Origin of the sequence: Labrys sedimenti (genome assembly GCF_034424805.1) — a bacterium.
Classification (GTDB): Bacteria; Pseudomonadota; Alphaproteobacteria; order Rhizobiales; family Labraceae; genus Labrys; species Labrys sedimenti.
Window position 1 is genome coordinate 1 of sequence record NZ_JAXOUF010000046.1, and the last position, 12,649, is coordinate 12,649.

General features: G+C 62.6%; 10 protein-coding genes. 4 read left to right on the top strand and 6 right to left on the bottom strand.

The window, feature by feature from the left end; all coding sequences use genetic code 11:
• From U1R88_RS34840 to U1R88_RS34855, 4 genes are all read right to left on the bottom strand, one after another.
• The coding region (locus U1R88_RS34840; protein WP_322435454.1) for an ATP-grasp domain-containing protein at positions 1–206 on the bottom strand (206 nt) is incomplete at its 3' end.
• A 307-nt stretch (positions 207–513) separates the two neighbouring features.
• A complete protein-coding gene (locus U1R88_RS34845) occupies positions 514–2,664 on the bottom strand; it encodes an acetate--CoA ligase family protein (protein ID WP_322435455.1) in 2,151 nt (716 codons plus the stop codon).
• A 490-nt stretch (positions 2,665–3,154) separates the two neighbouring features.
• Positions 3,155–4,462: an oxalate/formate MFS antiporter gene (gene oxlT / locus U1R88_RS34850; RefSeq protein ID WP_322435456.1), complete on the bottom strand. Its 1,308-nt coding sequence runs from the start codon at positions 4,460–4,462 to the stop codon at positions 3,155–3,157.
• 579 nt (positions 4,463–5,041) lie between these two features.
• Positions 5,042–5,179 (bottom strand): hypothetical protein, encoded by a 138-nt coding sequence (locus U1R88_RS34855; RefSeq protein WP_156771777.1) that lies wholly within the window; start codon positions 5,177–5,179, stop codon positions 5,042–5,044.
• Positions 5,180–5,821: 642 nt separating this feature from the next.
• Between U1R88_RS34855 and U1R88_RS34860 the strand changes: the two genes are divergently transcribed.
• The 4 genes from U1R88_RS34860 (at position 5,822) to sucD (ending at position 11,311) form a co-directional block, all read left to right on the top strand.
• Complete coding sequence (locus tag U1R88_RS34860; RefSeq protein WP_322435457.1) at positions 5,822–7,579, top strand: thiamine pyrophosphate-binding protein; 1,758 nt, start codon at positions 5,822–5,824, stop codon at positions 7,577–7,579.
• Between the two features lie 95 nt (positions 7,580–7,674).
• Positions 7,675–8,949, top strand: a complete 1,275-nt coding sequence (gene frc / locus U1R88_RS34865; protein ID WP_322435458.1) for a formyl-CoA transferase — start codon at positions 7,675–7,677, stop codon at positions 8,947–8,949.
• Between the two features lie 230 nt (positions 8,950–9,179).
• Entirely contained in the window at positions 9,180–10,343 is a 1,164-nt protein-coding gene (sucC, locus tag U1R88_RS34870) for an ADP-forming succinate--CoA ligase subunit beta (RefSeq protein ID WP_322435459.1), read from the top strand.
• A gap of 77 nt (positions 10,344–10,420) precedes the next feature.
• The gene (gene sucD, locus U1R88_RS34875) at positions 10,421–11,311 is read left to right on the top strand and encodes a succinate--CoA ligase subunit alpha (RefSeq protein ID WP_322435460.1); all 891 of its coding nucleotides are present in this window, start codon (positions 10,421–10,423) and stop codon (positions 11,309–11,311) included.
• 238 nt (positions 11,312–11,549) lie between these two features.
• On the opposite strand, the gene U1R88_RS34880 is transcribed toward sucD, so the two are convergent.
• Positions 11,550–12,323, bottom strand: coding sequence for a fumarylacetoacetate hydrolase family protein (locus U1R88_RS34880; RefSeq protein ID WP_322435461.1), 774 nt, complete (start codon positions 12,321–12,323; stop codon positions 11,550–11,552).
• Between the two features lie 65 nt (positions 12,324–12,388).
• Positions 12,389–12,649 (bottom strand): NAD(P)(+) transhydrogenase (Re/Si-specific) subunit beta (locus tag U1R88_RS34885; RefSeq protein ID WP_322435462.1); only part of this gene is annotated, 261 nt, incomplete at its 5' end.

A 12,649-nucleotide genomic window follows, 5' to 3' on the forward strand; every position in this document is an offset into this window, starting at 1 on the left:
CCGCCCTTGGCGTCGGCAGGCAGTTCCTTGAACTTGCCCTTGCCGCGACCGCCCGCATGGATCTGCGACTTCACCACGTAAAGCGGACCGGGCAGCTCCTTGGCTCCCTTCACCGCTTCCTCGACGGTTCGCGCCGCGGCGCCGGGGGAGATGGGCAGGCCGAAACTCTGCAGCACGGCCTTGGCCTGATATTCATGGATGTTCATTCTTCTTGGACCTCGTGAGGACTGTTTTGCTCTGGCACGATAGCGTTCGCACGTTGGCGACGTTGGCAGAACAAGGCGTTACCAGCCCTCTCCACCGAAGGTGGGGAGGGTGGCCCCGCGAAGCGGGGTCGGGTGGGGTGTGGCGGGCAATGCGATGGCTGTTGAAGGCAGGTGTGACGGTGGTGCAATCTTGTTGGGTTTAGTGTGCTACCCGCTACACCCCCATCCGCCCCTTCGGGGCACCTTCCCCGCTGCGCGGAGAAGGCTGGTTGCGCCCTGCCTTGTCAGGCGGGTTACCAGGCCGGCCTCACAACAAACCCGCCCCTCTGGCCCATTTATATTTGGCGCCGAGCACTTCCACCGGCAGTTCGGTGGAATAGGCATAGGCCGGCACGCCATGGGCGTAGAGATATTCGGAGGCTTCCTCGACCTGCACGTCGCCGGCGAGGGAGGCGACGATCGGCTTTTCGATGCCCCTGGCCTTCATCTCTTCCTTGGCCTCGATCACCAGCTTGGCGAAGGTCATCGGCGGCGTGATGATGGTGTGCCAATAACCCAGGATGATAGAATGGATGCGGTCGTCCTCGAGGCCGAGCTTGATGGTGTTCTTGTAGGTCGAGGGCGGTTCGCCGCCGGTGATGTCCACCGGGTTGCCGGCCGCGCCGAAGGGCGGGATGAACTTGCGGAAGGCCGCATCGAGATCATCCGGCATCGACATCAGCGATAGGCCATTGTCGACGCAGGCATCCGACAAGAGCACGCCCGAGCCGCCGGCGCCGGTGATGATCACCACGTTCTCGCCCTTGGGCGTCGGCATGATCGGCACGCCGCGGGCGAATTCCAGCAATTGCCGCAACGAACGGGCACGGATGACACCGACCTGCTTGAAGACGTCTTCATAGATGCGGTCATTGCCGGCGAGAGCGCCGGTGTGCGAGCTCGCAGCCTTGGCGCCGGCCGAGGTGCGGCCGGCCTTCAGCACGATCACCGGCTTCTTCTTGGAGACCCGGCGGGCAACCTCGGCGAAGGCGCGGCCGTCCTTGAGGTCCTCGCAATGCTGGGCGATGATCTTGGTGTTGTCGTCCTGCTCGAAGAAGGTGAGCAGGTCGTCCTCGTCGATATCGGACTTGTTGCCGAGGCCGACGATGGCCGAGACGCCCATCTTGGCCGAGCGCGAGAAGCCGATGATCGCCATGCCGATGCCGCCCGACTGGGAGGAAAGGGCGGCCGAGCCCTTGACGTCATAGGCGGTGCAGAAGGTCGCGCAGAGATTGGACGGAGTATAATAGAAACCGTAGATGTTCGGTCCCATCAGGCGGATATTGTATTTGCGCCCGATCTCCTGAATCTCGCGCTGGCCTTCCTCATTGCCGGTTTCGGCAAAGCCCGAGGGAATGAGCACGGCACCCGGAATGCCCTTCTCGCCGCATTCGACCAGGGCGCCGGCCACGAATTTCGCGGGAATGGCAAAGACGGCCGTGTCGATGGTGCCGGGCACGTCCTTCACGCTTCGATAGGCCTTGTAGCCCAGGATCTCGTCGGCCTTGGGATGGATCGGATAGATCTGGCCGTTGTAACCGCCATTGATCAGGTTCTTCATCACCGAATTGCCGATCTTGCCGTCCTCCGAGGAGGCGCCGATCACGGCAACGGCCTCGGGACGCATGATGCGGTTCATCGAGGTGACGATGGCATCCTGCGAGGGCCTGGGACGGGCAGGCTTGGCCTCGAAGTCCACCACGATGCGCACGTCCGCGGCGGTGGCACCGTCCTTGGTGGCGAAGACCGGATTGAGATCGAGCTCGGTGATCTCGGGGAAATCGGTGACTAGCTGGGAGACCTTCGCCAGCGTGTCGGCGAGGGCATCGCGGTTGACCGGATCGCCGCCGCGCACACCCTTGAGCATCTCGGCGGCCTGGATGCCGTCGAGCATGGACAGGGCCTCGTCACGATCGATCGGCGCCAGGCGGAAGGTGATGTCCTTCAAGACTTCGACCAGCACGCCACCGAGGCCGAAGGCGACGAGCTTGCCGAAGCTATCGTCGGTCACGGCGCCGATGATGACTTCCTGGCCCCCCTTCAGCATCTGCTGGACCTGGATGCCCTCGATGCGGGCGTCGGCCTTGTAGGCCTTCGCATTGGCGAGGATCTTGTCGTGGGCGGCTTCGGCCTCGGCTGTGGAGGCCACGCCGACGATCACGCCCCCGGCTTCGGTCTTGTGCAGGATGTCCGGCGAGACGATCTTCATCACCACCGGAAAGCCCATGTCGCCGGCAAGCTTGGCTGCCTCGGCGCCGGAGCGCGCCAGGCCCTCCTTCGGCACGGGAATGCCATAGGCGTCACAGACGAGCTTGCCCTCGGGGGCGGTGAGGCTGGTGCGGCCGGATGCCTTCACGGCATCGAGAATGGCCCGGACATCGGCCTGGATGGATTGAGCTGGTTTGGCCTGGATGTTCATGCTGTTTTCTCCCTGGTCGTTGCCGGATCGAAGCTTCGTCCTGTCGGCGGGAATCTGAATTTCTGGTATCTGGTATGCCAGATTTGAATTTGTCAAGCGCGACTTTCGCTATCGACCGGGACAGAACGCGTCGAAGCGAAAACCGCGCCTCTTTTCCATTTTTATTTCGATGTGACTTTGCGTTTCCTGGCGATTCCGCCTGATTGCAAAAGGCTTTAGCTGGAAAGAACCTGATTTCGGTTGATTTCCGCGTATCGCGTGGAGTCAAAGGCTCAGGCTTTGGCTATGTCCTGGAAGATATTGTTCTTATTCAATGAATTAGTCGGTTTCTGGCCTCGGCTATGTCGGCACCGCCGAGACCTGGCATAGGCTGTAGCGATACTGAATGAGATATCGGTGCGGGATCCTATGGTGATCTTCCCGGCCGGTGCCTGTCAGGGCACCGGCTTTCGCGCTGTGACATGGCGGGCTGATGCCTGCCACGCGAGAGCTACGCCGCGGCGGTGTTGGCCGGCTGCTGTAGCTCGTGCTTGCGCACCACGCCGGCACGCCAGGGCTTGAGGACACCGATGGCGAGGATGGCCGCCAGGATATTGGCGCCCGCCGCGATGATGAACACCACGTCCCAGGTTCCGGTCTGCTGCTGCAGTATGTTGGCGAAGGGGACGAGCAGGGCCGCCGTTCCCTTGGCCGTGTAGAGGAGGCCGGCATTGGTCGCGGCATATTTGGAGCCGAACGTGTCCGTGCAGGTCGAGGGGAAGAGGGAATAGATCTCACCCCAGGCGAAGAACACGAAGCCCGAGAGCAGAACGAACCAGACCGGATCGTGGCCGAACAGATGCAGCATGTAGATGCCGACACCTTCCATCGCAAAGGCGATGAACATGGTGTTCTCGCGGCCGATCTTGTCCGACACCCAGCCGAAGAAGGGGCGGGTGAGGCCGTTGAGGATACGGTCGAGCGTGGCGGCAAAGGTCACGGCCGTCATGGTCAGGCCGAACAGCGAGACCGGGACGCCGTCGAGCTTGAGGTCTGCACCGATCGGCTTGAGGTTGGCGGTTACCATCAGGCCGCCGGCGCCGACGATCACGAACATGAAGTACATCAGCCAGAAGATCGGCTGGCGCAGCACTTCGGTCGGCGCGAAGTTGCGGCGGGTCTGCACGATGTTCTTGTTCAGCACGGGAGCCGGCACCTGGCCGCTGCGGGGCGTGTGCATGAACAGCGCGAAGATGATGACGATGATGCCCTGGCCGAGGCCGAACCAGAAGAAGGCGGCCTGGAACCCGTCATTGGCGATCATGGCCTGGATGGGCGCAACCGTCAGGGCCGAGCCGGCACCGAAGCCGGCCGCCGTGATGCCGGCCGCGAGGCCGCGCTTGTCCGGGAACCATTTCAGCGCGTTGCCCACGCAGGTGCCGTAGACGGCGCCGGCGCCGATACCGGCAATGATCTGTCCCAGATAGAATAGAGTGAGCGAAGTGGCGTAGGAATTGATCACCCAGCCGACGGCGCAGAGTGCACCACCGAAGACCACTACGAGTTTTGGCCCGTATTTGTCGACGAACCACCCTTCGACCGGCACGAGCCAGGTCTCGAACAGGACGAACAGGGTGAAAGCCCATTGAATGGCTGCCCGGTCCCAGCCGAACGTCTTCTGGATGTCGGGAACGAAGAATGTCCAGCCATATTGGAGATTGGCGATCATCACCATACAGACGACGCCGATTGCAAGCTGTGTCCAGCGGAAGGCATCCGATACCTTCGGCAGGTTTTCCTCTCCTTGCGACCCTACCATTGCAGTCCCCCTTGGTTTTTGTTGGAGGTTGGACGGAGCCCAGGCTCCATTAAGCAGGTTGTGTCGCCATATTGGTATCTTGCATGCCAGTTGGCAAGCGCCGTTTTTTGCCTAGACACGCCGAATCGTCCCGGAAGAGGCGTCTTCCGGGGCGGTTCAGAGCGGATGGGGTGGAGGGACAAACGGCATCAAGTTACGGAAAGAATTGAGATCTTCGCTTCGCGTGCCTCTGTTGTTCGCACAATTGCGAATAGATCAAAAAAAGTTGCACAGAAGCAGCCGTAACTCTGCTTCATGTCGCATTCATACTATAAATAGTCGTAAGCCAGACACAATTCTCTGGCATGCCAGAGGCGATTTTGCGTCTTCGGCTACCACCGGCGGCCATGCCGACAGGGTGCACGCGCAGGCGACCGAACCGGTCTCCCAAGCGCGCGCTCATAGACCCCCTCACCCGCTTTGAACTGTGGCGAGTGCGGAGCTGGCCTGGCAATCAACTCAGTCGAATCGATCCGACCGAAGCCATTCCCGGGTTCCCGCCCCAGATCTCGGATGAAGGGGCGGTTGCGATCCTGGCCTTCAGAGGCCGAAAGGTTCGCGGGAACCGGCGCGGATATCGGCCTGGGCCATCTTCATCAGGAAGCCCGAGAAAGCTGCCCAGATGCGGGTCGACACCGGGCGGACAGCAGGGCTACGGGACAGAGCGGAAGTGGTCATGGTCGTTCTCCACATTGGGTGTTCGAGGAAAGATCCTGTGTTGTCGCGAATCTGGCATACCAGATCCCAGAAGGGTAGGGGCAATGTTGCAATGCAGTCATGCGCTCTTTGCATTGCGAAGTAAACAGCCTCAGCTCATCTGCAACCAGCTTGTTCCCCTGTCTGGCGGGCGGTGTGGGCTAAATCCAGTTTAGGGGTACCTCTACACTAAACACGAAAATGCAAGGTCTCGTTCGCAGGCTTTACTGCATCGCGGCATGAAACTACGGACGTCACAAACTCGCGAATTCGTCGACGCAGACCGTCCTTCGAACCGGCAAAGTCTGGTTTCCTGCAGCCGCAATTTTACTCGCCTTCCCCGTTGAAATGAATAGCAAGTATTTGAAATTAAAGAGAATTAATCTCCATTTCCGGTGAAGAAAGAGACCGGTTCCGACCCTGTCGAAGGTAAAAAATGCGGATTGACACTCTGGTATCTGGCATGCCAATGTACCAGCTGTACGGCATGCCACGGCGTCATCCCGCCAAGTAGAAGGCGATTTCGGCATAGTTGATTGCCCCTCTACATCGGAGGCGGTCCCATCAAAGCCGATGACCCTCAGCGGCATATCGTTGCGAAGAACAACGGGAGGAATTGCCCCAATGGCAACGGTTACAGCACTGCAAAAGCCCGTGACCACGACGGCCGAAGACACGCTCAAGCAAAAAGCCCGCGATGGCAGCGTTGTCTCCGGTGGACATCTCGTCGCCAAGGCGCTCAAGGCCGAGGGTGTCGACACGATCTTCACCCTGTGCGGGGGGCATATCATCGACATCTATGACGGCTGTCTCGACGAAGGCATCCGCATCGTCGACGTCCGCCACGAGCAGGTCGCGGCCCATGCCGCCGATGGCTATGCGCGCCAGACCGGCAAGCTCGGCTGCGTCGTCACCACGGCAGGTCCGGGCTGCACCAATGCGATGACCGGCATCGCCACCGCCTTCAGGTCGGAGAGCCCGGTTTTGCATATTGGCGGGCAGGGCGCGCTGACCCAGCACAAGATGGGTTCGCTGCAGGATCTGCCGCATGTCGACATGATGAAGCCGATCACCAAATTCGCCGCGACGGTTTCCTCCACCGAACGCGTCGCCGACATGATCTCGATGGCGGCGCGCGAATGCTTCGCCGGCGCCTATGGCCCGTCCTATCTCGAGATCCCGCGTGACGTGCTCGACCGGGAAGTCACCCTCGACCGTGCGGTCCTGCCGGAATCCGGCAAATATCGCGCCTCGACCAAGTCGATCGGCGATCCCGCCGATATCGAGAAGCTCGCCGACATCCTGGTCGCCGCCGAGCGTCCCGCCATCCTCTACGGCCAGCAGGTCTGGACCGGCCGTGGCCAGGAGGAAGCCATCGCGCTGCTGCGCGGGCTCGACATTCCCGGCTATTTCAACGGCGCCAGCCGCGGCCTGCTGCCGCCCGGCGATCCCCACCATTTCGACCGCACGCGCTCGCTCGCCTTTGCCAAGGCCGATGTGCTCGTCATCGTCGGCACGCCCTTCGATTTCCGCATGGGCTATGGCAAGCGCATCAGCAAGGACCTGAAGCTGATCCAGATCGACATGGACTACCGCACCGTCGGCAAGAATCGCGACATCGATCTCGGCCTGGTCGGCGACCCCGGCGCGATCCTCGACGCCGTGCTGCAGGCGGCCTCCGGGCGCATGGACAAGGGCAAGCGCCAGCTGCGCCAGCAATGGATGCAGATGCTTCAGGATGCCGAAGTGGTGGCGACCGAAAAGCTGATGCCGCTGTTCCTCTCCAATCAGACGCCGATCCATCCCTATCGCGTCGCCTATGAACTCAACGAGTTTCTCGGTGAGGACACCATCTATATCGGCGACGGCGGCGACGTGGTGACGATTTCGGCCCAGGCCGTGCGTCCGCGCGGGCCGGGACAGTGGATGGATCCGGGTGCGCTGGGTTCACTCGGCGTCGGCACCGGCTTTGCCCTGGCGGCCAAGCTCGCCAACCCCAACAAGGAGGTGCTCTGCTATTACGGCGACGGCTCCTTCGGCATGACCGGCTTCGACATGGAAACCGCCGATCGCTTCGGGGCGCCCTATCTCGCCGTCATCGGCAACAATTCCTCGATGAACCAGATTCGCTACGGCCAGGTCGCCAAATATGGCGAGGAGCGCGGCAATGTCGGCAACAAGCTCGGCGACGTGGCCTTCTCGAAATTTGCGCAGATGCTCGGCAATCACGGCGAGGAAGTCCGCGATCCCAACGAGATCCAGCCTGCCCTGCGGCGGGCCCGGGAAGCCATGGCCAAGACGGGGCGTTCGGCGCTGGTGAACATCTGGGTCGATCCGGACGAATACGCGCCGGGCACCAAGAACCAGACCATGTATAAGTGAGATCGCGGGATGGCCGGTCAGCCTTGCAACAGCAGCCATAGGCCCGGCCATCCCGCTCCCTCGCCATAACAGATGATATTTCCGAGGAGGGAACGATGGGACAGGCACTCGAAGGCGTGCGCATCCTCGACTTCACGCATGTGCAATCCGGTCCGACCTGCACGCAATTGCTGGCTTGGTTCGGCGCCGATGTGATCAAGGTGGAAAAGCCGGGCGTCGGCGACATCACCCGCACCCAGCTGCGCGACATTCCCAATGTCGACAGCCTCTATTTCACCATGCTCAACCACAACAAGCGCTCCATCACGCTCGACACCAAGAACAAGGCCGGCAAGGCGGTGCTCGAGGAGCTCGTCAGGAGCTGCGACGTCCTGGTGGAGAATTTCGCTCCCGGCGTGCTCGATCGAATGGGCTTTTCCTGGGCCCGCATCCAGGAACTCAATCCTCGTATGATCGTGGCCTCGATCAAGGGCTTCGGCCCCGGTCCCTACCAGGACTGCAAGGTCTATGAGAACGTCGCCCAATGCGCCGGCGGCGCCGCCTCGACCACCGGCTTCGACGACGGCCCCCCTCTGGTGACCGGCGCGCAGATCGGCGATTCCGGTACCGGCCTACATCTGGCGCTCGGCATCGTCACCGCGCTCTACCAGCGCACCCATTCGGGGCGCGGCCAGCGCGTGGATGCCGCCATGCAGGACGGCGTGCTCAATCTGTGCCGGGTGAAGCTGCGCGACCAGCAACGCATCGAACGCGGGCCGCTGAAGGAATATCCGCAATATCCCAATGGCAAATTCGGCGATGCCGTGCCGCGCGCCGGTAATGCCTCGGGTGGCGGCCAGCCGGGCTGGATCCTCAAATGCAAGGGCTGGGAGAGCGATCCTAATGCCTATATCTACTTCATCACGCAGGCGCCTGTCTGGGGCGCGATCTGCAAGGTGATCGGCAAGGAAGAGTGGATCACCGATCCCGACTATGCCACGCCGGAAGCGCGCCTGCCGCGGCTTCGTTCCATTTTCGACACCATCGAGAAATGGACGGAGACCAAGGACAAGTTCGAGGCGATGGACATCCTCAACAAATACGACATCCCCTGCGGGCCGATCCTGTCGATGCGCGAGATCGCCAACGAGCCCTCGCTCAGGGTGACGGGAACCGTCGTCGAGGTCGACCATCCCGAGCGCGGGCCCTACCTCTCGGTCGGCAATCCGATTAAGCTCTCCGACAGCCCCACCGTGGTCGAACGCTCACCGCTGTTGGGCGAACATACGCAGGAGGTCCTGCGTGACGTGCTCGGCTTCGACCAGAGCCGCATCGACGAGATCGCGGGAAGCGGCGCCCTTGGCGGGCCCTTGGCCATGGCGGCAGAGTGAGGCTTTCTCCTTGAGATGATGGGGGCGGGTGCCGTTGCGGTGCCCGCCTTTTTTGTGTGGAGCGCGGACATCCTGTCCGCTCTTGGAAACGCTGTGTCTGACGGATGAGGGGAGCGGACATCGCGACATGTCTGCATGTCGCTGAGATGTCCGCGCTCCAATGTTTTGACAGTCGTTCTTATCTGGTATACGTTATACCAGATAAGAACGAAATCGATGCATGGGAGGGAATGATGAAACTGCACGAGTTCCAGTCCAAGCAGATCCTGGCGCCCTATGGCGTCGAGGCACCGCAGGGTGCCGTCGCCATCACGGCCGACGAGGCGGGACAGGTGGCACGTCGCCTCGGTGGTTCCCGTTTTGCCGTGAAGGCGCAGATCCATGCCGGCGGGCGCGGGCGGGCCGGTGGAGTCCACATCGTTACCTCGCCCGAAGCGGCGGAGGATGCAGCCCAGGTCCTACTGGGCCGGCGCCTGGTTACCGAGCAGAGCGGTTCGCACGGCCGCGTCGTCGAGCGCGTGCTGGTGGAGGCGGCCGTCGACCACATCCGCAGCTTCTATTTGTCGCTCAGCGTGCATGCCGCCAGCGGCACCCTGGTCCTGGCCGCGAGCGGCGCCGGCGGTGACGATATCGAGGAGCGCGTTCTTGCCGGAGAAGACGGTCTTGAGCGGCTCTCCCTCGGGGATGGCAGCCAGGTGAGACTCGAGGACCTGCAGGCGCTTGCGGCGCACCTCGGCCTCTCCGGCCAGCCCGCCGAAGCCTTCACGGCTCTCGCAGATGGCCTGCGCCGCGCTTTCCTGGAACTCGACGCTAGCCTGATCGAGATCAACCCGCTGGTCCTCACCGCCGACGACAGGCTGCTCGCGCTCGACGTCAAGATGATCATCGACGACCATGCCCTGTTCCGCCAGGCTTCCCTGGCGGAGCTGCGCGAAGAGGATGAGGACGAATACGAGGTCAAGGCCCGCCAGCGCCAGCTCAATTATGTCCGCATGGACGGTGCCGTCGGCATCGCCGCCAATGGCGCCGGACTCGGCCTCGCCACGGTCGACCTCGTCCATGCCGCCGGCGGCGCGCCGGCCAATTTCATGGATATCCGTACCACGGCGACCAGCCTCGACATCGCCCATGGCTTCGGCCTGTTGCTCGACAATCCCCAGGTGCGCGCCTTGCTCATCAATGTGCATGGCGGCGGCATGCAGTCCTGCGACACGGTTGCCGAAGGTCTCGGCATCGCCATGCGCCGGGCCGGGCGCACCCTGCCGGTGGTGACCAGGCTTGCCGGCAACAATGCCGATTATGCCCGTTCGCGTTTCGCCAATTTCGGCTGCCGCATCATCGAATGCCCGGACATGTGGACGGCGGCCGCGAAGGCCGTTGCTGCCGCACGCTGACAGCGATTTTGCTGCAGTTTCAGACTGATAAGTCCAAAATAATGCGATAGCGCCTTTGGCGCTCAAGGGAGGGCGAAATGGCTATCCTCATCGACGGTGAAACCCGCGTCGTCTGCCAGGGCATGACCGGCTGGGCCGGAACTCATCATACTGCTGCTATGATCGAATATGGCACCAAGGTCGTGGCGGGTGTCACGCCCGGCAAGGGCGGTCGATCTCATCTCGGTGCGCCGGTGTTCGATACCGTCGCCGAAGCCGCGAGGGAAACCGGCGCCAATGCGAGCATGATCTTCGTGCCGCCGGCCCAGGCAAGTGCCGCCATCATCGAGGCCATCGAGGTCGAGATTGCGCTGGTGGTCGCCATCACCGAACGGGTGCCGGTGCTCGACATGATCAGGGTACGCCATGCGCTCGCCGGATCGAAGACCCGGCTGATCGGCCCCAATTCGCAGGGGATATTGTCGCCGGGCCTGTGCAAGATGGGCGTGATGGCAACCGGCAACGAGCGCCCGGGCAGCGTCGGCATCGTCTCGCGTTCGGCCTCCCTGACCAGCGAGGTGATCGCCCAGGTCACGGCTGCGGGTCTCGGGCAGTCGACCACCGTCGGGGTGGGCGGCGACCCGGTGCATGGCCTGTCGATGCGCGACTGCGTCGAACTCTTCCTTGCCGATGCCAAGACCGAAGGCATCGTGCTGATCGGCGAGATCGGCGGCGAGGAAGAACAGGAAGCGGCCGATTACGTCGCTTCCGTCAGGCCCTCCAAGCCGATCGTCGGCCTGGTCGTCGGGCTGCATGCCCCGGCCGAGCGGCGCATGGGCCATGCCGGCGCCCTCACCATGCATGGACGCGACCGCGCCGAAGCCAAGATCGCCGCCTTTGAGAAGGCCGGCATTACCGTGGCATCGAGCCCGCATCTGGTCGGCGACACGATCGGCCGGGCGCTGGCGGCGAGAGCGAAGGCGGCTTGAAAACGAGTCTTTCGGGAAGAAATGGTGGGCCGGTCTTCAGACCGGCCACTTTTTTGGTGAGGAGCGATGGTGTCGTGCCGGTCTGAATTCTACTGAGTCACGAAGCGCGACCATACCCTCCCCATCAAGGGGAGGGTAAAGAGGCGCTGCGCCCACTCGTGACGCAGTAGAGTGAAGACAGGCCCACGCGAGGCACTGCCTCTCGTAGGCTGGGCATTCTGCCAGCCTACCCGGCCTATTACTGCACGAAGCGGTTCTGCAGGCAGCCGATGCCCTCGATGCTGACGCGGACATCGTTCTGCGCTTCCTTCATGGCGCCGACGCCGAGCGAGGTGCCGCAGCAGATCAGGTCGCCGGGCAGCAGGGTCATATCCCGGGAAATCAGGCTGACGAGCTGGGCCGGCGGGAAGACCATGTCGGCGATCGGATAGTTCTGGCGCTCGTCGCCATTGAGCAGCGTCCGCACAACCAGGCTCGCGGGATCGATGTCGGTGGCGATCACCGGGCCGAAGGGGCCGAAGCCGTCGAAGCTCTTGGCGCGTACCCATTGGGCGAAGGTCGCGTCGCGGCTGATGATGTCGCCGGCGGTGATGTCGTTGACGCAGGTATAGCCGAAGATGGCATCCAGAGCTTCCTCTTCGGAGGCGTTGCTGCAGGGCTTGCCGATGACGATGCCGAGCTCGCCTTCATAGACCACCCGGCCATCATAGGAGGCAGGCCTTGCCACGGTCGCCCCCGGCGCGGTGACGCTGGTGGGCGCCTTGAGGAGATAGAGCGGCTCCGGCGGCACGGCGACATCAAGCTTAGCCGCGAGCTGATGGAAATTGTTCCAGAGCGCGATGATCTTGCTCGGCACCGTCGGCGCCAGGAGCTTGGCCTGCGCCAAAGGCAGGGTCCGGCCGGTGGCGGCGGCGATGCCGAACATGTCGCCGCGATGGACGTGGATGGCGTCGCCTTCGAGCCGGCCGAACTGGGCCTGCCCGTCTTCCTCGAAACGGATCCATTGTGACATGGCAGGTTTGCCTTTCCTGGGTGTTTGAAGATTTTCGAAGGTCGAGCGAAGTATTCGTTCCCTGATCAGAGTGCCTTGATGATTTCCTCGACCATTTTCTTGGCATCGCCGAAGAGCATCATGGTGTTGTCCTTGAAGAAGAGCCCGTTCTCGACGCCGGCATAGCCCGATCCCATGCCGCGCTTGATGAAGAGGACGGTCTTGGCCTTCTCGACATCGAGGATGGGCATGCCGAAGATGGGGGAGGCGGGGTCGGTCTTGGCGGCGGGGTTGGTGACGTCGTTGGCGCCGATGACGAAGGCGACGTCGGCCTGGGCGAACTCGGC